At 71.3% G+C, this 20,860-nt stretch carries 16 protein-coding genes and 1 pseudogene; 7 read left to right on the top strand and 10 right to left on the bottom strand.

Annotation, left to right across the window (positions count from 1 at the left end; translation table 11 throughout):
• The first annotated feature begins 4 nt into the window (after positions 1-4).
• Positions 5-4,132 carry a trypsin-like peptidase domain-containing protein gene (locus tag ABZZ79_RS03680; RefSeq protein ID WP_356686088.1) on the top strand — a complete coding sequence of 1,376 codons (4,128 nt, stop codon included), beginning with the start codon at positions 5-7 and terminating at the stop codon, positions 4,130-4,132.
• Between the two features lie 63 nt (positions 4,133-4,195).
• Here ABZZ79_RS03680 and ABZZ79_RS03675 read toward each other — a convergent pair whose 3' ends face one another.
• The 4 genes from ABZZ79_RS03675 to ABZZ79_RS03660 all read right to left on the bottom strand — a co-directional run bounded on the left by ABZZ79_RS03675 (position 4,196) and on the right by ABZZ79_RS03660 (position 11,056).
• Complete coding sequence (locus tag ABZZ79_RS03675) at positions 4,196-5,611, bottom strand: S28 family serine protease (protein ID WP_356686086.1); 1,416 nt, start codon at positions 5,609-5,611, stop codon at positions 4,196-4,198.
• A 117-nt stretch (positions 5,612-5,728) separates the two neighbouring features.
• On the bottom strand, positions 5,729-6,121 hold the full coding sequence (locus ABZZ79_RS03670) for a hypothetical protein (protein WP_356686084.1): 393 nt from the start codon (positions 6,119-6,121) through the stop codon (positions 5,729-5,731).
• Positions 6,122-6,264: 143 nt separating this feature from the next.
• Positions 6,265-9,978, bottom strand: coding sequence for an ABC transporter ATP-binding protein (locus tag ABZZ79_RS03665; protein WP_356686082.1), 3,714 nt, complete (start codon positions 9,976-9,978; stop codon positions 6,265-6,267).
• 238 nt (positions 9,979-10,216) lie between these two features.
• Positions 10,217-11,056, bottom strand: a complete 840-nt coding sequence (locus tag ABZZ79_RS03660; protein WP_356686080.1) for a serine hydrolase — start codon at positions 11,054-11,056, stop codon at positions 10,217-10,219.
• Positions 11,057-11,245: 189 nt separating this feature from the next.
• Here ABZZ79_RS03660 and ABZZ79_RS03655 point away from each other — a divergent pair, with 189 nt between their 5' ends.
• Positions 11,246-12,049: an endonuclease gene (locus ABZZ79_RS03655; protein ID WP_356686078.1), complete on the top strand. Its 804-nt coding sequence runs from the start codon at positions 11,246-11,248 to the stop codon at positions 12,047-12,049.
• A gap of 58 nt (positions 12,050-12,107) precedes the next feature.
• On the opposite strand, the gene ABZZ79_RS03650 is transcribed toward ABZZ79_RS03655, so the two are convergent.
• Together ABZZ79_RS03650 and ABZZ79_RS03645 are read right to left on the bottom strand one after the other, a co-directional pair.
• On the bottom strand, positions 12,108-12,398 hold the full coding sequence (locus tag ABZZ79_RS03650) for a hypothetical protein (RefSeq protein WP_356686076.1): 291 nt from the start codon (positions 12,396-12,398) through the stop codon (positions 12,108-12,110).
• Positions 12,395-12,568, bottom strand: a complete 174-nt coding sequence (locus ABZZ79_RS03645; RefSeq protein ID WP_356686074.1) for a hypothetical protein — start codon at positions 12,566-12,568, stop codon at positions 12,395-12,397. Before ABZZ79_RS03645 ends, ABZZ79_RS03650 begins: the two co-directional genes overlap by 4 nt.
• Before the next feature lie 159 nt (positions 12,569-12,727).
• Between ABZZ79_RS03645 and ABZZ79_RS03640 the strand changes: the two genes are divergently transcribed.
• The 3 genes from ABZZ79_RS03640 to ABZZ79_RS03630 are packed head-to-tail and all read left to right on the top strand — an operon-like array spanning position 12,728 to position 14,141.
• Positions 12,728-13,522, top strand: a complete 795-nt coding sequence (locus ABZZ79_RS03640) for a helix-turn-helix transcriptional regulator (RefSeq protein ID WP_356686072.1) — start codon at positions 12,728-12,730, stop codon at positions 13,520-13,522.
• Positions 13,515-13,754, top strand: a complete 240-nt coding sequence (locus ABZZ79_RS03635; RefSeq protein ID WP_356686070.1) for a DUF397 domain-containing protein — start codon at positions 13,515-13,517, stop codon at positions 13,752-13,754. The genes ABZZ79_RS03640 and ABZZ79_RS03635 overlap by 8 nt, the downstream gene beginning before the upstream one ends.
• A gap of 33 nt (positions 13,755-13,787) precedes the next feature.
• On the top strand, positions 13,788-14,141 hold the full coding sequence (locus ABZZ79_RS03630) for a hypothetical protein (RefSeq protein ID WP_356686068.1): 354 nt from the start codon (positions 13,788-13,790) through the stop codon (positions 14,139-14,141).
• 41 nt (positions 14,142-14,182) lie between these two features.
• Here the strand turns inward: ABZZ79_RS03630 and ABZZ79_RS03625 are convergent, their stop codons facing one another.
• From ABZZ79_RS03625 to ABZZ79_RS03615, 3 genes and pseudogenes are all read right to left on the bottom strand, one after another.
• Complete coding sequence (locus tag ABZZ79_RS03625) at positions 14,183-15,868, bottom strand: thiamine pyrophosphate-binding protein (RefSeq protein ID WP_356686066.1); 1,686 nt, start codon at positions 15,866-15,868, stop codon at positions 14,183-14,185.
• Positions 15,865-16,833, bottom strand: a complete 969-nt coding sequence (gene speB, locus ABZZ79_RS03620; protein WP_356686064.1) for an agmatinase — start codon at positions 16,831-16,833, stop codon at positions 15,865-15,867. Before speB ends, ABZZ79_RS03625 begins: the two co-directional genes overlap by 4 nt.
• Positions 16,834-17,027: 194 nt before the next feature.
• Positions 17,028-17,239: pseudogene (locus ABZZ79_RS03615) on the bottom strand (sodium:solute symporter); the annotation flags it as partial.
• Positions 17,240-17,431: 192 nt separating this feature from the next.
• Between ABZZ79_RS03615 and ABZZ79_RS03610 the strand changes: the two are divergent.
• Positions 17,432-18,907, top strand: a complete 1,476-nt coding sequence (locus ABZZ79_RS03610; RefSeq protein ID WP_356686062.1) for a PucR family transcriptional regulator — start codon at positions 17,432-17,434, stop codon at positions 18,905-18,907.
• 91 nt (positions 18,908-18,998) lie between these two features.
• The gene (locus tag ABZZ79_RS03605; protein WP_356686060.1) at positions 18,999-19,787 is read left to right on the top strand and encodes a phosphatase; all 789 of its coding nucleotides are present in this window, start codon (positions 18,999-19,001) and stop codon (positions 19,785-19,787) included.
• A 162-nt stretch (positions 19,788-19,949) separates the two neighbouring features.
• Here ABZZ79_RS03605 and ABZZ79_RS03600 read toward each other — a convergent pair whose 3' ends face one another.
• Entirely contained in the window at positions 19,950-20,825 is an 876-nt protein-coding gene (locus tag ABZZ79_RS03600; protein ID WP_356686058.1) for an acyl-CoA thioesterase II, read from the bottom strand.
• Positions 20,826-20,860: the final 35 nt, after the last annotated feature.

Here is a 20,860-nt window from a genome sequence, read left to right as displayed (position 1 = left end):
TCCGGTGACGGACGCGGAGAGCACCGGCGACGACGGCATCCCCTCCGAACTGCCCATGTCGGTGGCCCGGATCCTCGGGCCCGACGGGGCGGTGGCCGGCACGGGATTCCTGGTCGCCGAGGACGTGGTGGTCACCTGCGCCCACGTCGTGGAAGCGGCCGGCGGCGGACCCGGCTCGACCGTGGCCCTCGCCTTCCCGCACCTGGCGGACGCGGAGCGGCTGGAGGGCACCGTCCCGCAAGAGCTGTGGCGGTCCCCCACCGGGGAGGACGTGGCCTTCGTCCGGCTCGCCGGTACGCCCGCCGGAGCGCGGGTCCTGCCGCTCGGCTCCTCGGAGGGCTGCCGGGGCCACCAGGTGCGCTCGTTCGGATTCCCGGCGCAGGCCCCGCCGGAAGGACACTTCGGCTTCGGCGAGACCGGGGATCTGCTGCCCGCCGCCGACGGCCGCGGCGCACATCTCCAGCTGACCGCCGCCAACGACCTCACCACCGGCTTCAGCGGCGGGCCCGTGCTCGACGAGGTGACCGGCCTGGTCATCGGCATGCTCACCGAGATCACCGCACCCGACGCCTACGAGCGGGGACTGGGCATCGCCTACGCCACCCCCACCGAGGTCCTGCGGGAGATCTTGCCCGGGCTGGCCGCGAGCGAGGTGTGTCCCTATCGGGGCCTGGAGCCGTTCACCGCCGAGCACGCCCGCTGGTTCCAGGGCCGGTCGGAGGCGGTCCGGCAGATCCTGGCGAACCTCGCCAGGCAACGGCGTCTGACACTGCTGCTCGGACCGTCCGGATCGGGCAAGTCGTCGCTGATCCAGGCGGGTGTGCTGCGCGCGCTCGCGGCGGGGGAACTGCCGGGCAGCGACCGGTGGCTGGCGGTGCTGGCCCGGCCGCGGCGGGACGTGCTCGTCGAGATCGAGCGCGCGGGGCTGCCCGGGGCGAGCGAGGACGGCATCATCGCGGCGGTCAACCGCAGACTCGCGGCCGAACCGTCCGGTCAGCGCGTGCTGCTGGTCATCGACCAGTTCGAGGAACTCCTCGTGCACGGCACCAACGGCCGGCTGCGGGACCTGCTGGACGTCATCGACGAGGTCGTCTCGGCCGCCGACGCGTACACCAAGATCACCGTGATCCTGATCATGCGCGACGACTTCTACCCGCAACTGGCGGCACGGGCGCCCAAGCTGCTCGACGCCGCGATGCCCGGTCTCCTCAACGTGCCCGGCACGCTCAGTCAGCAGGAGCTGCACGACATCATCGTGCTGCCCGCCCAGGACGTGGGCCTGCGCTTCCAGCCGGGGCTGCCCGAGCAGATCATCAGCGACGTCCTGGAGACGACCCCCGAGGCCTCTCTCACCCGTCAGGCGCCCGTCACCGTGCTGCCCCTGCTGGAGATGACCCTCAGCCAGCTGTGGCTGCGCCGCAAGGACGGTTATCTCACCCATGAGGCGTACCGGCGCATCGGCGGGGTCAGCGGCAGCGTGACCACGTGGTGCGACAGCGCGCTCGGCGAACTCACCTCCGAGCAGCAGGTCATCGCCCGGCGGGCGCTGACCTCCCTGGTGCATCCCGCCGACCCCAGCCACAACGTCACCGCCGTCCGCACCCAGGTGCCCCTGGACGAGTTGCGCGACCTGGCGGCCGATCCGGGCGCGACCGGTGAGCAGGCGGCCGTCGACACCGTCATCGCGGCGCTCACCCGGCGCCGGATCATCACCACGCAGTCGCTCCGGGCCCCGCAACGGCCCGGCGGTCCGCCCGGTGAACCCGTCGCCGAGCTGATCCACGAGGCCCTCATCCGCGACTGGGGCGCCCTGCGCCAGTGGGTCGACCAGGACCACCGCTTCCAGGAGTGGCTCGACCGCACCCGCGAACGCCAGTCCCGCTGGGCCGACCAGAAGGACCCCGGCGACCTCCTCGGCGGCACCGCCCTCGCGGAGGGCCTTGAGTGGTCCGAACAACGCCGGCTGCCCTCCGACATCGCCGAGTACCTGACCGCGAGCAGGACCCGCCAGCGGTCGGCGATCCGCCGCAGCCGCGTCCTGAACGGGGTGCTCGGGGGGTTGCTGGTTCTTGCGCTGGTGGCGGCCGGGGGTGCGGTGTGGCAGTGGGACAGGGTGGGGAACGAGAAGGAGGCGGCGTTGTCGCGGCAGTTGGCGGAAGAGTCCGACAAGCTGGTCTTCACCAACCCGGAACTCGCCGCGCTGCTGGCCGTCAAGGCGTACCGCACCAGCCATACGTCCGAGGCCGCCGACAGCCTGAGAGGCGTTTCGGCTCTGCCGAAGCACCGCCGCCTGTCAGGACACTCCGGTGAGGTACGCGCCGTGGCCTACAGCCCGGACGGCGGCACACTCGCCTCCGGCGGCATGGACCACTCCGTCCATCTGCGGGACACGTCAACCATGAAGATCCGCGACAGACTCCGGGGACACAAGGACGCCGTCAACGCTGTGGCGTTCAGTCCCGACGGCCGCCTGCTCGCCACCGGCAGCGCCGACAGCACGGTCCGTCTGTGGAACCCCGGGACCGGCAGACTCGGCAGGGTGCTCAAAGGGCACACAGGGTCGGTGAGGACGCTGGCGTTCAGTCCCGACGGCGGCACCCTCGCCACCGGCGGCGCCGACAACACCGTCCGCCTGTGGAACCCTCGAACCGGCAGACTCGGCAGGGTGCTCAAAGGGCACACGGAGCCGGTCACAACCCTGTCGTTCAGCCCTGACGGCGACACCCTCGCCACCGGCAGCGCCGACCACACCGTCCGCCTGTGGAACCCCAGGACCGGCACGTCCCGCACGCTCAAGGACCACACTCTGCCGTTGACCTCGGTGGCCTTCAGCCCGGATGGCGACACTCTCGCCACGGTCGACGACTTAGACGTTCACCTGAGAGACCCTCACAGCGGCAAGGTGCGCAAAACGCTGTACGAGAGCGCCTTGCTGATCGCCTTCAGTCCGGACAGGAAGTCGTTCGCCACCGCCGCCGACCGCTACGTGCGTCTGTGGGACGCAGACACCGGCGCCCCTCGCGCCACGTTCACCGGGCATGCCAACGAAGTCCTTGCGTTGGCGTTCAGCCGCGACAGCCACACCCTTGCGAGTGCGGCCCGCGACGCGACGGTACGACTGTGGAACGCCACCGCCGGGAACGACCGCGCCACCCTCAAAGGACACACCAGCGCAGTGCTGTCAGTGGCGTTCAGCCATGACGGCAGCACGGTTGCCACCTCCAGCGACGACAAGACCGCGCAGCTCTGGAACCCTGCCACGGGCGAACACCGCAGGACGCTCAGGAAACACTCCGACTCGGTGCTGGCGGTTGCCTTCCACCCGAAGAAGCCCGTTGTCGCCACGGCCGGCAGCGACAAAATCGTCTATCTGTGGGACGCGGACACGGGGAAGGTTCGCACGAAGCTGTCAGAACACAAGGACTGGGTGCGGGCGTTGTCCTTCAGTCCCGACGGCCGAAAGCTCGCCACTGGCGACGACACGGGCACTGTCCTCCTTCGGGACGGAGCGACCGGCAAGGTGCGCATGTCTCTCAAGGCTCACGATCACTTCGTGTACCAGGTGGCGTTCAGCCCCGACAGCAACGTCCTCGCCACTGCCAGCGGTGACTCCACTGCGGCCCTCTGGAACGCGGAATCCGGCAAGAGGCTTTTCACCCTCGCCGGGCACAGTGGCCATGTCGCCTCGGTGGCTTTCAGCCCCAACGGCAGCAAGGTCGCCACCGCCAGTAATGACGGAACCGTCCGCCTGTGGGACGCGGGCACCGGCAAGTGGCTCGCCACTCTGACGGACTACTCTGCGGCCGTGCCCGCGGTGGCGTTCCACCCCAACGGGGACACACTCGCCACCGGCGGCACCGACGGCAGCGTCCGCCTCTGGGACGTGGCCACCGGCAAGGCTCGCACCTCGTTCGCCACAGGGGGTGACCCGGTGAACTCACTGGCGTTCAGTCCCGACGGACACACCCTCGCCGTCGCGGGCGCCGATGGCGCAGGGCACCTGTGGGACGTCTCCGCTTCCTCCGAGAACGACGCAGTCGTCAAGCAGGTCTGCCGCACTTTCGCCCGAGCCCTCACCCCGGAGGAACGCGACGCCTACCTCCACGACTCCGACGCATCCATCTGCCCATGAAAAAAACCGACGGCGGATCCCAAGGACCCGCCGTCGGCTCACCACACAGAAGGACAAGGCCCGTTACGGCCGAAGCCCCCGCTCCGGCATGCGCCGGTCCAGCTTCGCGTCGAAGGACGCCAGCGGCTTCGCCTCGGCCACGGTCGGGGCGGACAGGCCCGCCCACTTGAGGATCTGCGCCGTGGCGAGGTTCTTCTCGGTGTCGACCAGGCCCGCCACGCGGGCGCCGTGGTTGGCGCCGGGGGCCGTGAAGACGTACGAGTCACGCGCGCCCGCGCCGAGGCGGAAGCGCTCCGCGCCCCACGGGTCGTTCTCGCCGTAGACGAACATCATGTGGTTCGCGTTCTGGCGCACCCAGGTGTCGACGTCCCGCATGGCCCAGGGCTGGAAGGACATGCGGATGTCGCGCGGCACGAAGTTCCGCGGGGGCTGGTAGCCGTAGCGGACGTGGCTCTTCTCGATGTGCGGGAAGTGGATCGTCGGCGCGCCGAGCTGGGTGCCCGCCTGGTAGTAGTACGGCGTGTACGGCTCCAGGCCCTGGTCGGTGTAGAAGGAGAACCCGGAGATCGTGTCGACGGAAGTCCAGATGTCGTCGTCGCTCGCGGTCTTCGCGTCGGCCGGGACCGACTCGCAGTCGGACAGCAGGCTGTACTGCCAGAAGCCCCAGACGTAGTCGAGGACGACGGCCTCGTAGGCGCGGTCGAGGCTGCCGATGGTCTTGAAGGTGTAGCCGTTCTCGGCGGCGTACGCCTCGTACTTCTTCTCCAGCGGCTCACGGCGCACCAGCGCCTCGCGCTGCACCGCGTTCAGGCGGTCGCGGCACTCCTTGGTGCCGACGGAGGTGAAGAAGCGGTCGTAGGCGGAGTCCTCATCGTTCACCACGTCGTTGGGGGCGACGTAGGCGACGACACCGTCCATGTCGCGGGGGTAGAAGCGCTCGTAGTAGGTGGCGGTCATGCCGCCCTTGGAGCCGCCCGTGGAGATCCACTTCTGGTCGTAGAGCGGCTTGAGCGCCTTGAAGATGCGGTGCTGGTCGCTGGCGGCCTGCCAGATGTCCAGCTTGCTCCAGTCGGCCGGGGCGGGCCGGGACGGGGTGAAGTAGCGGTACTCCATGGAGACCTGGTTGCCGTCCACGATCTGGGTGGGCTCGCGGCGGCTGGGCGTCGTGGAGACGTTGTAGCCGCCGGTGTAGAAGACGGTCGGACGGCTGACGTCCTTGTGCAGCACGGTGATCCGCTGCTGGAACGTGCCCGCCTTCGGGTTCCGGTGGTCGACCGGCTGGGTGTAGTTGAGGATGAAGAAGCGGTAGCCGGTGTACGGCTTCTCCTCGATCAGGCTCATGCCCGGGATGGACAGCAGCCGGTCCTTGATGTCGCCGGTTCCGGTGGCCTCCGGCTGGGCGGCGGTGGCCGCCCCGGCCGTGCTCAGCGTGCCTATGAACACAGCGAGCGCGAGCAGCCATCTGAGCGCCTTGCGCATGCACCCTCCCTGGGAGACATATGTGCGCCGGAAGCTATCGGAGCAACACGGTTCACACCAGGGGATGTTGAGCTGAGAGTTGCGCGAATTCGCCGAATGGCGAACATTCCTGACCGGTCAGCAGAGAATCCATCCGGAACTCACCGAACCGCCGCCCCGCGAACCCTTGACCCGTACGCAGCGCTGTCCGGCGTAGGTGTCCACCGGGCCGATGCTGCGCGAGCGCGGGCCCTCCTGGTGGGCGGCGCGCAGGCCGCGCGCCTGGACGCTGACGCTCATCCAGCGTTGCGGGCCGGGGTTCTTGGCGCGGGTGACGGCGCACACCAGGCCGCCGCTCTTGTAGACGTGCACCGCGCCGGTGGAGAAGGACAGCGTGCGCACCTTGCGTCCGGGGCAGTTCTCCGCGACGGCCGCCTGGGCCGCGCCCGGCGCGCCGAGCGCGAGCAGTCCGGACGCGGTCAGCACGGCCATGCCGACGGCGAGCCGTCGGCGAATCGCACTCCTGTCCAACTGTCGTCCCTCCCGCATCACGACCCTCGCCGTACTGATGTACGGACGCGGGACGTGTCCCGGATGGTTGCACGAGCCCGGGGGCCGGCGGTCACCGGCCCCCGGGCCGCAAGTCCCCGAGCCCCCGGGCCCCAGGCCCCGCGTCAGCTCGCCGCGGGCACCGGCTCCCCCACGAACGTCGCCCACAGCGCGGCGTAGCGGCCGCCGAGGGCGAGCAGTTCCTCGTGGGTGCCGTCCTCGGCGACCCGGCCGTGGTCCATCACCACGACCCGGTCGGCACGCGCCGCGGTCGTCAGCCGGTGCGCGACCACAAGGGTCGTACGGCGCCCCGCGAGCCGGTCGGTCGCCTGGTTGACCTGCGCCTCGGTGGCCAGGTCGAGCGCGGCGGTCGCCTCGTCGAGCAGCAGGACGTCCGGGTCGACCAGCTCGGCCCGCGCCAGGGCGATCAGCTGCCGCTGTCCGGCGGACAGATTGCGGCCGCGCTCGGCGACCTCGTGGAGGTAGCCGCCCTCCAGCGTGGCGATCATCTCGTGGGCGCCGACCGCACGGGCGGCGGCCTCCACCTCGGCGTCGGTCGCGTCCGGACGGCCGTAGGCGATGGCGTCGCGCACGGTGCCGGGGAACAGATACGCCTCCTGCGGCACCACGCCGAGCCGGTGGCGGTACGACGTGAGGTCCAGGCCGCGCAGATCGGCGCCGTCGACGGTGACCCGGCCGCCGGTCGGGTCGTAGAACCGGGCGACCAGCTTCACCAGCGTCGACTTGCCCGCCCCGGTCTCGCCGACGAAGGCGACCGTCTGCCCGGCCGGGATGCGCAGGTCGATGCCGGTGAGCGCCTCCTCGGGCTCGTCGGCGGAGTTGTACGCGAAGTGGACGTCCTCGAAGGCGATCTCGCCCCGCAGCGACAGCACCTCGCGCGGCTCGTCGGCGGACCCGGTCGAGGTCGGCTCCTGGAGCAGCTCCTGGATGCGGCCGAGGGAGACGGAGGCCTGCTGGTAGCCGTCGAACACCTGGGAGAGCTGCTGGACGGGGGCGAAGAACAGGTCGATGTAGAGCAGGTACGCCACCAGCGCGCCCGTGGTCAGCGTGGCCTCGGCGATCCGGCCGGAGCCGGCGACGAGCACGGCGGCCGCGGCGCCGGAGGAGAGCAGCTGCACGAACGGGAAGTACACGGAGATCAGCCACTGGCCGTGCACACGCGCCTGGCGGTAGCTGTCGCTGCGCTCGGCGAAGTGCCGCGCCCCGTCCCGCTCGCGCCGGAAGGCCTGCACGATCCGCAGCCCGGCCACGGTCTCCTGGAGCTCGGCGTTGACCACCGACACCCGCTCACGGGCCAGCTCGTACGCCTTCACGCTCGCCCGGCGGAAGTAGTACGTGGCGACGATCAGCAGCGGCAGGCACGCGAAGACGACGAGGGCGAGTTGGAGGTCGATCACCAGCAGGGCGACCATGATGCCGAAGAAGGTGACGAGCGAGACGAACGCGGTGACCAGACCGGTCTGCAGGAATGTCGACAGGGCGTCGACGTCGGTCGTCATCCGGGTCATGATCCGGCCGGTCAGCTCGCGCTCGTAGTAGTCGAGGCCGAGCCGCTGGAGCTGGGCGAAGATCTTCAGCCGCAGCGCGTAGAGCACCCGCTCGCCGGTGCGGCCGGTCATCCGGGTCTCGGCGGTCTGCGCGACCCACTGGGCGAGCACGGCGAGCAGTCCGAGCAGGGAGGCGGCCCACACCGCGCCGAGCGCGGCCTCGCTGACGCCGCTGTCGATGCCGTGCCGGATCAGCACCGGCAGCAGCAGGCCCATGCCCGCGTCCATGGCGACGAGGGCGAGGCTGATCAGCAGCGGGGGCCCGAAGCCGCGCAGCAGTCTGCGCAGGCCGTAGTGGTCCTCGGCGCTCACCGCGCGGGCCTCGTCGACCTCCGGGGTGTCGGTGGCCGGGGGCAGCGCGTCGACCTGGGCGAGCAGCTCGGGCGTGGCCGGGGTGCCGGCCAGGGCGGCGTCACGGGGCTCGCGCTCGCCGGCCCACAGCCTCGGGGTGATGCCGCGCTCGGCGTCGAACTCGGCGTCGAGTTCGTCCCGCACGGAGGTGTCCTCGGCGGGCTCGACGGGCTTGCTGCGGCCCGGGGAGACACCGCCGAGCTCGTCGGGGTCGGTGAGCAGACGGCGGTAGAGCGCCGAGCGCTGCTGGAGCTCCTCGTGGGTGCCGACGTCGGCGAGGCGTCCGGCGTCGAGGACGGCGATGCGGTCGGCGAGGTTCAGGGTGGAGCGGCGGTGGGCGATCAGCAGGGTGGTGCGGCCCTCCATGACCTCCCGCAGCGCCTCGTGGATCTCGTGCTCCACGCGGGCGTCCACGGCCGAGGTGGCGTCGTCCAGGACGAGCAGCCGCGGGTCGGTGAGGATCGCGCGGGCGAGCGCGACGCGCTGGCGCTGGCCGCCGGAGAGGGTGAGGCCGTGCTCGCCGACCTTGGTGTCGTAACCGGCGGGCAGCTCGGCGATGAAACGGTCCGCCTGGGCGGTGCGGGCGGCCTGCTCGATCTGCTCGTCGGTGGCCTCGGGGCGGCCGTAGGCGATGTTGTTGCGGACGGTGTCGGAGAAGAGGAAGGAGTCCTCGGGCACCAGGCCGATCGCGGCCCGCAGCGAGTCCTGGGTCAGCTCGCGCACATCGTGGCCGCCGATCAGGACGGCCCCGTGGGTGACGTCGTAGAAGCGCGGCAGGAGCAGGGAGACGGTGGACTTGCCGGAGCCGGAGGAGCCGACGACCGCGAGGGTCTCGCCGGGGCGGATCTCGAAGGAGAGGCCGTTGAGAACGGGGCGCTCGTCGTCGTAGCCGAACGAGACGTCGTCGAACTCGACCGTCGCGGGCGCGTCGGCGGGCAGTTCCTTGGTGCCGTCCTTGATCGACGGCTCGGTGTCGATCAGCTCCAGGACCCGCTCGGTGCCGGCGCGGGCCTGCTGGGCGACGGTGAGGACCACCGCGAGCATGCGGACCGGTCCGACGAGCTGGGCGAGGTAGGTGGAGAAGGCGACGAAGGTGCCGAGAGTGATGTTGCCGCGGACGGCCAGCCAGCCGCCCAGGGCCAGCATGGCGACCTGCCCGAGGGCGGGGACGGCCTGGAGGGCCGGGGTGTACCTGCTGTTCAGCCGGACGGTCCGCAGCCGCCCCGCGAACAGCTTGCGCCCGACCTCGCGCAGCTTGCCGGTCTCCTGGTCCTCCTGTCCGAAGCCCTTGACCACCCGGACGCCGCTGACGGCCCCGTCGACCACGCCCGCGACCGCGGCGGCCTGGGCCTGGGCGTACCAGGTGGCGGGGTGCAGCCTGGCGCGGCTCCGCCGGGCGATCCACCACAGGGCGGGGGCGACGGCGACCGCGACGAGGGTGAGCGGCAGGGACAGCCAGGCCATCACGACCAGGGAGACCACGAAGAGGGCGAAGTTGCCGATCGTCATCGGCAGCATGAAGAGCAGGCCCTGGATCAGCTGGAGGTCGCTGGTCGCGCGGCCGACGACCTGCCCGGTCGACAGCTCGTCCTGGCGGCGGCCGTCGAGCCGCGTGATCGTCTCGTACATGTCAGTCCGCAGGTCGTGCTGGACGTCGAGCGCGAGGCGGCCGCCGTAGTAGCGGCGGACGTAGGTGAGGGCGTAGACGATCACGGCGGCCCCGATCAGGCCCGCGGCCCAGGGCGCCATGTCCCGGGTCCGGTCCCCGACGACATCGTCGATGATCACCTTGGTGATCAGCGGCACGATCGCCATCACGGCCATGCCGAGCAGCGAGGACGTCAGGGCGAGGACCGCATCCCTGGGATACCGCCAGGCGTATCCCGCCAGTCTCCGTGCCCATCCCCGTTGCGCGTCCACGCGGTGTCCTCCAGTCGTCCTGATCTACCGGAAGGCACCAACGCCGGGGAGAGCGGATTTCATCCCTCCGCACTGATCGGACGATCGGATCCGCGACCGGCCGAGCGGCCGAGCGGCCGAGCGGCCGAGCGGGGAACGGCCCATCGCGTGCGCGGTCGGGAGGCCGCCTCGTGAAGCGTCGGCTCGGGCGGAACGGCGGCCGGAGGCGGGGGCTCCGGCCGGCCCGGGACGTCGGGAATCAGCTCGCGTGCAGGTCGCGGTGGACGACCTTGGCGATGTTCTGGATGGTGCCGATGCCGTAGTCCATCGTGCTGTTGCCGTGGGTGAGCACGCTGATGAAGTAGTCGTGGCCGTTGCCCTTGAAGGCACCGATGCTGTGCACCCGCCAGCCGTTGGTGCTGCGCGGCAGCCAGCCGTTCTTCAGGGCCTTGGTCACGGTGGACGGGGCGCCGTACGGGGTGCCCCAGCGCTGTGAGGAGATGACCTGGCTCATCAGCTTCAGGGCGTAGGCGCGCCGGCCGTCGGTGAGGACCGTGCCGGGGGCGGTGAGCAGCTTCAGCAGTTTCTGCTCGTCGGTGACGGTGATCTGGGTCAGGCCCCAGTAGCCGTTGGCGCCCAGCACGGTGTGGGTCATGCCGGCGGCGGTCAGGAAGCTCTTGATCTTCGTGAGGCCGAGCTGCTTCCACAGGGTGGTCGTGGAGGCGTTGTCCGACTTGGTGATCATCGCGGTCGCGAGGGACTTCTCGCGGTCGGTGAGTCCCCGGCCCTGTTTCTGGGTGTCGTACAGCAGGGCGGCCAGGACGGTCGCCTTCACGACGCTGGCCGAGTCATAGCGGACGGTCGGGCGCAGCGTGCAGATGGTCCTGGTGCTGCGGTCGTACACGCCGACCGCGATCGTGCCGCCGCGGGCGTTGACGGCGGCGGTGATGTCCGCCTTCAACTTGGCGGCCAGGCCCGCCTTGGCGGACGTACAGCTGACGGTCGGGGTGGCCGCCCCGGCGGGCGCGGCGGCGACGGATATCAGTACACCCGCGCCGAGCACGGCGACAAGCGCTTTCGCGCGTCTGCGGTGAGTCATGCCCAGGGTGACTCACGGGTTCAACGAATAGTTGTACGACGCCCTACGCACGGTTGTGCGAGCCAACGCGGAACGCACGGGAGATTCCCAGCCTGTCATGCATACGACATCATGCGTTCATCCAACCGAGCGCATGTCCATGTCACCCTCCGGATGCCGCTCAATCAACTCGCGTAGATCGGACCCCACATGCCGACATCACGTGTTCGCCGCTGGAAGCCGGTGGCACTCGCCACCGCCGCGCTCCTGTTCGGCCTGACCGCCCCCGCCCTCACCGCGACCCCCGCCGCGGCCACGACCACCGCGTACGACTCGACGTACTACCAGAACGCGATCGGCAAGACCGGTACGAGCCTGAAGTCGTCGCTGCACACCATCGTCAGCAGCCAGTCGAAGCTGTCGTACTCGGCGCTCTGGGAGGCCCTGAAGGTCACCGACCAGGACCCCGGCAACAGCAGCAACGTCAAGCTGCTGTACTCGGGCATATCCCGCAGCAAGTCGCTCAACGGCGGCAGCTCCGGCAACTGGAACCGCGAGCACGTCTGGGCCCAGTCCCACGGCGACTTCGGCACCTCCACCGGGCCGGGCACCGACCTGCACCACATCCGCCCCGAGGACGTCACCGTCAACGCCATCCGCGGCAACCTGGACTTCGACAACGGCGGCAGCAGCTTCACCAACAGCGGCGGAAGCCTGGTCGACTCCAACTCCTTCGAGCCGCGCGACGCGGTCAAGGGCGATGTCGCCCGCATGATCCTCTACATGGCCGTCCGCTACGAGGGCGACGACGGCTGGCCCAACCTGGAGCCCAACGACTCCGTCAACAACGGCGGCACGCCCTACCACGGCCGCCTCTCCGTCCTGAAGGCCTGGAACGACGAGGACCCGCCGGACGCCTTCGAGGAGCGCCGCAACCAGGTCATCTACGACACCTACCAGCACAACCGGAACCCGTTCATCGACCACCCGGAGTGGGTCGAGGCGATCTGGTAAACGGCATGCGCCCGGCCGCCCCCCGCCACGAGCAGCACATGGCGGGGGCGGCCCCGGGTCACCGGTCCTCGTAGCCGGGCGCGGGCAGACGCGCGCCCCGGCTCTCGGCGATCCGGTGCACGTCCGTCAGCGCCTCACGCATACGCGCGAGCATGAACCGGAGTTGGGCGGAGGTCGCCCGCTGGTCGGCCATCAGATCGGCCGCGTGGTCGAGGAGTTCGCCGGCCATCCCGAGCTGCACGCACTCGATGGTGTCGGCCACACGGGAGAGAAAGCCGCTCCCGTCGGTGACCAGGTAGCAGGGCTTGCCCTCCGTGCCCGCCCAGGGCAGCAGTCGTGCGTCGCTCACCCGGTCACCTCGGCACGGGGCCAGCCGCACGAGCCCAGCCCGATGCCGGGCACGGCCCGCACCGGCTGCGGCGGCCGGAATCCGGCGTGGTGGACGGTCGGCCCGGCGATCCGGCGGCGGCGCATCCGCTTGAGCGGCGGACGGAACAGAACGGCGATACGGTGGCCCATGTCGTCGACCCCTAGGGAATGTTGATGACCATGCCCCCGGACCGGTCGGACGGTCGCGGGGGTCTCTTTGTGCAGCGATCCACTCACAGAGTGAGAGGTGCCGGGCTAGCCTCGCCAGAGGGTGCAGTGTGACCAGGCATTTGTCACAAAGAGGTGGCCATGACCAACACGTACGGTGACTGGCTCAGGCAGCAGCGCGAGACGGCCGGACTGACGCAGCAGCAGCTCGCCGACATGGCGGTCATGACGCGTTCGCACATCGCGCACATCGAGGCGGGGCGGCGGGTGCCGTCCCGCGAGGATGCTCGGCGGCTGGACAGGGCGCTGAACACGGGGGATGTGCTGAGCAGTTTCCTGCCGCAGGAAGCGGTGGCGGTTGCCAACTACTTCGCGGAGGTGCGCCAACTCGAACAGCAGGCCGTGATGATCCAGGAGTACGCCATGGCGTACTTCCCAGGCATCCTCCAAACAGAACGGTACGCACGTACGCTGCTGCACGCGGCGGTTCCTCCTGCGGCTGAGGAGCAGCGTGACCAGCGGCTTGTCACACGCCTTGAGCGCGCGAAAATTCTCGAAGACCCGGTGGCCCCCGTGGTGTGGGCCCTACTCGACGAGGCACTGTTGCGGCGCCCTGTGGCCCGCGGTGACATCATGGCGGAGCAGATCATGCACATCGTCGCCCTCGCGGAGAGCGGACGCATCCGAGCCCACGTCATGCCGTTCGCAGTGGGCCTTCACCCGCTTCTGGGCGGGATGCTCTCGCTGATGTGGTTCGAGGACCAGCCCCCGCTGGCCTACACGGAAGGCTTCCGGGAGGGAACGCTCATCGATTCCCCTTCCGCAGTCAGGGTGTTGCAGACTCGCTACGCGCTCGCCCTGAGCGACGCAATGCCCCTCGAAGACTCACTGGCGCTGCTGCGGACCACCGCGAAAGACTACGGACACCATGGCTGACCGAATCATCTCGAACGCAACCGCACTGCGCGGCTGGCGGAAGTCGTCACACAGCAGCCCGGACGCAGACAGCTGCCTCGAAGTCCTGGACGGCCACCCGTCCGGCATCCCCGTCCGCGACTCCAAGCACCCCAACGGCCCGGCGGTGGTCTTCTCCACCGCCGAATGGGCACGCTTCGTCACGGCCGTGAAAGGCGACGCGGTCGGCCGGACACCGCTTCGATCGGTGTAACGCACGCTCTCTCAGGGTGCAGGGGTCGTCACTTTGTGCGAGTTTCGAATCATAAACCGAACAGCGCTCATACCCGCGCTCGCGCTCTCCGCCATCGCCCTGACGGGCCTGGCCAGCGCTCCCGCACAGGCCAGTACCGGCGAGGCCGTGATCTACACCGGCGACCAGACCCCACTGACGGTCTACCAGAATCCCACGGGCTGCCGGAACTTCACGACCGGAGCCCGGCCGCCCACCACCACCCTCCTGAACCTGACCGACGGCCCTGTCTACTACTACGGGCAGAGAAACTGTCCGGTGGGCGGCGAGGTGCTGGTCGTGCAACCCGGCTACGGCAGAGTCCTGCCGATCAACTCGTACGTGTACTACAGCCTCGAATTCACCTGAGCCCGGTCAATACAGGGCAGGACACGTCACTGCCCGTCACCTCAGGCGAGGTGTGTCGGCGCGAACATCCGCAGCACCGCCGGAAGTACGACCACCGAAGGCCCTGCCGTCGCCAGGGCCTTCGACAGGTCCGCCTCCAGGGACTCCGGGGTGGTCCGGACACCCGGTACCCCGAAGGACTCGGCGAGAGCCACATAGTCCGGGCGCGTCAGTTCCGTCGCCGTCGCCTCGCCGAAGGCGTCCGTCATGTACTCGCGCAGGATGCCGTAGCCGCCGTCGTCGACGATGAGCCAGGTCACCGGAAGGTCGTACTGCTTCGCCGTCGCCAGCTCGGCGATCGAGTACAGCGCGCCGCCGTCGCCGGACACCGCGAGGACCGGGCGGGTCGGGTCGGCCGCGGCGGCGCCGATGGCCGCGGGGAAGCCGTAGCCGAGGCCGCCCGCGCCCTGGGCGGAGTGCATGTGGTTGGGGCCCTTGGCGTCGAAGGCCGACCAGGCCCAGTACGCCAAGATCGTCATGTCCCAGAAGGACGGGGAGTCGGCGGGCAGGGCCGCCCGGACGGACGCCAGCACCTGCTGTTCCAGGGCCAGTTCCTGGGACGCGATGCGGTCGCGGACCTTCGCCAGCACCTCACGGACCCGCTCGGGGGCCGTCGGGTCCTCCCGTCGCGACACCGTCTCCAGCAGCGCCTGCACCGCCAGCCGCGCGTCCGCGTGGATGCCCAGCGCCGGGTGGTTGGACTCCAGCTTGCCGAGGTCCGCCTCGATCTGGATCACCCGGCCGCGGGGCTTGAACGTGTGGTAGTTGGAGGACAGTTCGCCGAGGCCCGAGCCGACCACCAGCAGGACGTCCGCGTCCTCCAGGAAGTCCGTGGTGTGCCGGTCCTCGATCCAGGACTGGAGGGACAGCGGGTGCGTCCAGGGGAACGCGCCCTTGCCTCCGGGCGTCGCGACGACGGGTGCCTGGAGCGCCTCCGCCAGTTGCCTCAGCTTGCCCGAGGCGTCCGCCCGGACCACTCCGCCGCCCGCGATGATCGCCGGACGTTCGGCGTTCGAGAGCAGATGGGCGGCCACCGCCGTCAGTTCGGGGCGCGGCGGCAGTTCCTCGGGAAAGGCGTCGCCGCCCGTCACGACCGGGATCGACGTGGTGGCCAGCAGCACGTCCTGCGGGATCTCCACCCACACCGGGCCGTGCGGGGCGCTCAGCGCCGACTTCCAGGCCGCCTCGATCGCGGAGGGGATCTGGGACTGGGTGCGGACCGTGTGGACGGACTTGACCACGCCCCGGAACGAGGCGGCCTGGTCGGGGAGTTCGTGGAGGTAGCCGTGGCGGCCGCCGCCGAGACCCGCGGTAGGGATCTGGCTGCTGATCGCCAGGACGGGGGCCGAGGCGGCCGCCGCCTCCTGGAGCGCGGCCAGGGAGGTCAGCGCGCCCGGCCCCGTCGACAGCAGCAGCGGGGCCGCCTCGCCGGTGATCCGGCCGTACGCGTCCGCCGCGAAGCCCGCGTTGTTCTCCACCCGCAGCCCGATGTACCGCAGGTCGGAGCGGCGCAGGGCGTCGAACACGCCGAGGGCGTGCTGGCCGGGCAGTCCGAAGACGGTGGTCGCGCCGAGCCCGGCCAGGGTCTCCACGACCAGGTCTCCGCCGTTGCGGCCGGGGGGCGGGTTCAGCGCGGCCGCCGTCTGGGCCGGCGTCGGGCGGAGAACCAGGTCGTGGTCGTGAGTCACTTCGAGCGAGCCTCGGCAATCTGGCGGGACATGATGGTGGTCAGTTCGTAGGCCGTGTGCGACGCGGCCACCGAGGTGATCTCCGCGTGGTCGTACGCGGGGGCCACCTCGACGACGTCCGCGGAGACCAGGTTGCACGATGCCAGACCGCGCAGGATCTCCAGCAGCTCGCGGGAGGTCATGCCGCCGGCCTCCGGCGTGCCCGTGCCGGGCGCGTGGGCCGGGTCGAGGCAGTCGATGTCGATGGAGATGTACAGCGGGCGGTCGCCGATGCGCTGGCGAAGCTGGTCGGCGACCTCGTCGGCGCCGCGGCGGTAGATGTCGGCGGAGGTGACGATGCCGAAGCCCATCTTCTCGTCGTCTGTGAGGTCCTGCTTGCCGTACAGCGGGCCGCGGGTGCCGACGTGGGAGAGCGCCTCGGTGTCGAGGATGCCCTCCTCCACCGCGCGGCGGAACGGCGTGCCGTGCGTGTACTCGGCGCCGAAGTAGGTGTCCCAGGTGTCCAGGTGCGCGTCGAAGTGGAGCAGCGCGACCGGGCCGTGCTTCTTCGCCATCGAGCGCAGCAGCGGCAGCGCGATGGTGTGGTCGCCGCCCAGGGTCATCAGCCGGGCGCCGGTGCCGAGCAGGTCGTCGGCGGCCGCCTCGATGGTCTCCACGGCCTCGTGGATGTTGAACGGGTTCACGGCGATGTCGCCGCCGTCCGCGACCTGGGCCAGGGCGAAGGGGGAGGCGTCCTGCGCCGGGTTGTAGGGGCGCAGCAGCCGGGACGCCTCGCGGATGGCGTTGCCGCCGAAGCGGGCGCCCGGCCGGTACGAGACGCCGGAGTCGAACGGCACGCCCACCACGGCGACGTCGGCGGTGCCGACCTCGTCCAGGCGGGGCAGCCGCGCGAAGGTCGCGGGACCGGCGTACCGCGGGATGCGCGAGGAGTCGACGGGGCCGCGGGGCGTCTCGTTGCCGCTCATGGTCAAATGCCTTCTTTCTTACGCTTCATCGCGTATGTACTGCTTTCCATACGACTCTACTGTTGAGCCGGGACGGGGGCGGACACGGGCTCGGGGGCCCGGCCGGCCAGGCGCTCGCGCCAGGCGGTCAGGACGGCCTGGTCGGTGGGCCTGGTCGCCGGCGAGACGGCCAGGCAGGCGACGAGGGAGGCGAGCAGGCCGTACTGGTGGCCGAGGCCGACACCGCCGATGGTGGACGCGCCGCCGAGCACGATGGCGGCCATGGTGCCGGAGTACATGGCCGGGCCGAGCCTGCGGCCGGCGACCAGGAACTCGCTCTTGGACCTGGCGCGGCGCATGCCCCACCAGGTCCAAGAGCCGGCATGCCGGCCAGACAGACGACGATCACTGTGCAGTCGACGGCCATGCGGGGCCCTCCTTCGCGCACTTCCGGTGGCGTGTCGTGCAGGGATGCGGGGGTGCGTGCGGCGGCTCGACGCGGGGACATCCGCCCGTACCCGCGACCGCCTGTGCCCGACCGACAGTAGGTGGCCGGAATGCGGCTGCGAAGTGTACGTTTCATCCATTCGAGCCGAACGGAGTGGAGGAATCGCACACCATGCCGGAGCCGGCCGTTCCGCCCACGCCACCCGTGCCCCTCATGGCCCTGCTGGCCCGTGAGGACCTGGGTCTGCGCCGGATCGCCGGGCCGTCCGACCCGGATGCCGTCATCCACTGGGCGCACACCTCGGAGATGGCCGACCCCTATCCGTATCTGCTGGGCGGCGAGCTGCTGCTGACGGCGGGCGTGCACGTCCCGGCGGCCGCGGACCCCGGGGACTACTTCGACGCGTACGTGTCCCGGATCGTCGCCGCGGGCGGCGCGGCCCTCGGCTTCGGGCTCGTGCCCGTGCACGACACCGTGCCGCCCGCCCTGGTCGCGGCCTGCGACAGGTACGGGCTGCCGCTGCTGGAGGTGCCGCCGCGGACCACGTTCTCCGGCATCGCGCGGGCCGTGTGGCAGCTGATGGCACAGGCCCGGACGGCCGAGCTGCGCCGGGTCACCGAGGCCCAGCAGTCCCTGGCCGCCGCCGCGGCCCGTCCCGACCCGGTGCCGTCGGTGCTGCGGCGGCTGGCCCGGCGCGTCGCGGGGCGGGCGGTGCTCTACGGTCCGGAGAGCGCGGAGATCGCCGCGGCCGGGCGGGCTCCGGGGCCCGGTACGGACACGGCGCTGGCGGAGCTGGCCGCGACGCTCCTCGCGCGCTCCTCCGCCAGCGCCAGCGCCACCGTCGCCGGGGTCCACCTCACCGCGTACGCGCTCGGCGCCGGGCCCGGCTTCGTGCTCGCCGTGGCGGCGCCCCGGCGCGACCCCGGGGACCACACCATCGCCTCGGTCGCCGCGGTGCTGCTCACGCTGCTGACCGGCGAACAGCAGAGCGGCACGGGCGCGGCCCGCTCCTCGGCCCTCGTCCGGCTGCTGCTGGGCGCCGCGCCCGACGAGGTGGCGGGACTGCTCGGGACCGGGCCGTGGCGGGTGGTGCACGCCCGCCCGGAGGCGCCCGGCGCGGTCGATCCGGTGGCCGCGACCGCGCTCGGGGCGGCGCTAGGCTCGCCGCTGGTCGACGTGGACGACGGGGGTGACGGGGTCGTCCGGGTGCTGCTGCCGGGAGCGGGGGCGCGTGAGCCCGGACCGCAGCAGGGGTGGACGCTCGGGGTGAGCGCCGCCGTCGAGCCGGCGGACTGGCAGACCGCCGACACCCAGGCCGCCCGTGCCCTGGCGCGGGCCCGCGCCACCCGGGGCGCCCTGGTCCGGCACGGCACCCGCCCGGGGCTGGCCGGCCTGGTGCCGCGGGCGGACGCCGAGACGTACGCGGCCACGCTGCTCGCCCCGCTCGCGGGCAGCCCCACCCTGGTGGAGACACTGCGCACCTGGCTCTCCCTGCACGGCAGTTGGGACCGCACCGCGGTCGCCCTGTCCGTGCACCGCAACACCGTGCGCCAGCGCGTCGGGCGGTGCGCGGCCCTGCTCGCGGCGGACCTGGACGACCCCGACGTACGCATGGAGCTGTGGTTCGCGCTGCGGCACGAGAACTGATGTGACAGCGGTGTCACAGAGCGAAGTGACGCATGTCCCAGCGTGCGGGACGACCGCAACCGGCCGGTAGGTCTGCCTCACAATGGGCACCATGCCGATACCCGGGACTCCCAGCCGCGACGAGCTCGTCGAACACCTCGTCAGAACCCGTATCGCGGGCGATGTCGCCACCCCGCGCGAGAACAACCTCTCCCACTACCGCCAGCTCGCCAACGGCGTCCGCAACTTCTGGCTCGGCCTGGAGCTGGGCGACCGCTGGACCGACGAGCAGGACGTGCTCGCGGTGATGGCGGAGCGCTGCGGCGTCAGCGACGACCCGGAGTACCGCTACGGCCAGGACACCATCGACCCGGAGCTGACCGTCGACGCCCTGGAGCGGCTGGCCGGGCGGCTGCGCAAGGCGGCCGAGGACCGCCAGCGGGTGCTGTTCGCCACCGGTCACCCGGGCGGCCTGCTCGACGTCCACCGCGCGACCGCGGCCGCCCTGCGCGCGGCGGGCTGCGAGATCGTGGTCATCCCCGACGGGCTGCAGACCGACGAGGGCTATGTCATGCAGTTCGCGGACGTGTCCGTGCTGGAGCACGGCGCCACCCTCTGGCACACCCACTCGGGCGAGCCGATGCGCGCCATCCTGACCGGCCTGGAGCGCGCGGGCCGCCCGCTGCCCGACCTGGTGGTCGCCGACCACGGGTGGGCGGGCTACGCCGGACAGCACGGCGTCGACTCCGTCGGCTACGCCGACTGCAACGACCCAGCCCTGTTCATCGCCGAGGCGGAGGGCACCGTGCAGGTGACGGTCCCGCTGGACGACCACGTGGTCAGCCCGCGCTACTACGACCCGATGACGGCGTATCTGCTGGCGGCGGCGGGCCTGAGCTGATCCCGGGACGGCCCGCACCGGACCGTGCGGCGGGCGCGGGCCCCGGCGTGCCGGGGACGCCTCGGCGGCGGACCGCGCCCGCGCCGTCCAGGTTGTGCGAGGCCGGCCATGCGCCTGCCGCCGAAGACAACGTCTGCGGCCGCCCGATGGGTGACCTCGGTCTCACCGAGGCACGCGCACGACGCCCTCCTGGATGACCGACACCGCGAGCCGGCCGTCCTGGGTGTAGATGCGGGCCTGGCCGAGGCCGCGGCCGCCGGACGCCGAGGGGGACTCCTGGTCGTACAGCAGCCATTCGTCGGCGCGGAAGGGCCGGTGGAACCACATGGCGTGGTCCAGGGAGGCCCCGACGACGTCGCCGACCGCCCAGCCGCCGCGGCCGTGCGCGAGCAGGACCGAGTCGAGCAGGGTCATGTCGGAGACGTAGGTGGCGAGGACGATGTGCAGCAGGGGGTTGTCGACGGCGCCGTCGAGCTTGCCGTTGGTGCGGAACCACACCTGGGAGTGCGGCTCGCGCGGCTCTCCGTACTGCCCGTAGGGCGGCTCCTCGACATAGCGCAGGTCGATGGCTTCCCGCGCGGCGAGGAAGTGCTCGACGACCTTGGGGTCGAGGTGGCCGTAGCCACGGAACCGGTCCTGCGAGGTGGGCAGCGCCGCCGGGTCCGGAGCGGGCGGCATGGGCGCCTGGTGGTCCATGCCCTCCTCGTGCTCCTGGAAGGACGCGGACAGCGAGAAGATCGGCCTGCCGTGCTGGACGGCGACCACCCTGCGGGTGGTGAAGGAGCGGCCGTCGCGGATGCGCTCGACGTTGTAGACGATGGGCGCGCCGGGGTCGCCCATGCGCAGAAAGTACGCGTGGAGCGAGTGGGGCGGCCGGTCCGCCGGGACCGTGCGCCCGGCGGCGACCAGCGCCTGGGCCGCGACCTGACCGCCGAAGACCCGGGGGACCACGGCGGAGCGGGACTGGCCGCGGAAGATGTTCTCCTCGATCTGCTCCAGGTCGAGCAGATCGAGGAGATCCTGGAGTGCCTGGCTCATGTGGTCAGTTGTATACGCCGGTGATTGCGGGGGCC

Source organism: Streptomyces sp. NPDC006458 (genome assembly GCF_040612135.1).
Taxonomy (GTDB): domain Bacteria; phylum Actinomycetota; class Actinomycetes; order Streptomycetales; family Streptomycetaceae; genus Streptomyces.
The sequence above is the reverse complement of the archived record's forward strand: the minus strand, read 5'-3'. Positions and strand labels throughout refer to the sequence as shown.

Excerpts from the sequence above, each read along its gene's own strand:
- ABZZ79_RS03675 (WP_356686086.1), bottom strand. The coding sequence starts at position 5,611 with ATGCGCAAGGCGCTCAGATGGCTGCTCGCGCTCGCTGTGTTCATAGGC.
- ABZZ79_RS03660 (WP_356686080.1), bottom strand. The coding sequence starts at position 11,056 with ATGACTCACCGCAGACGCGCGAAAGCGCTTGTCGCCGTGCTCGGCGCG.
- ABZZ79_RS03655 (WP_356686078.1), top strand. The coding sequence starts at position 11,246 with ATGCCGACATCACGTGTTCGCCGCTGGAAGCCGGTGGCACTCGCCACC.
- ABZZ79_RS03645 (WP_356686074.1), bottom strand. The coding sequence starts at position 12,568 with ATGGGCCACCGTATCGCCGTTCTGTTCCGTCCGCCGCTCAAGCGGATG.
- ABZZ79_RS03640 (WP_356686072.1), top strand. The coding sequence starts at position 12,728 with ATGACCAACACGTACGGTGACTGGCTCAGGCAGCAGCGCGAGACGGCC.
- ABZZ79_RS03635 (WP_356686070.1), top strand. The coding sequence starts at position 13,515 with ATGGCTGACCGAATCATCTCGAACGCAACCGCACTGCGCGGCTGGCGG.
- speB (WP_356686064.1), bottom strand. The coding sequence starts at position 16,833 with ATGAGCGGCAACGAGACGCCCCGCGGCCCCGTCGACTCCTCGCGCATC.
- ABZZ79_RS03610 (WP_356686062.1), top strand. The coding sequence starts at position 17,432 with ATGCCGGAGCCGGCCGTTCCGCCCACGCCACCCGTGCCCCTCATGGCC.
- ABZZ79_RS03605 (WP_356686060.1), top strand. The coding sequence starts at position 18,999 with ATGCCGATACCCGGGACTCCCAGCCGCGACGAGCTCGTCGAACACCTC.
- ABZZ79_RS03600 (WP_356686058.1), bottom strand. The coding sequence starts at position 20,825 with ATGAGCCAGGCACTCCAGGATCTCCTCGATCTGCTCGACCTGGAGCAG.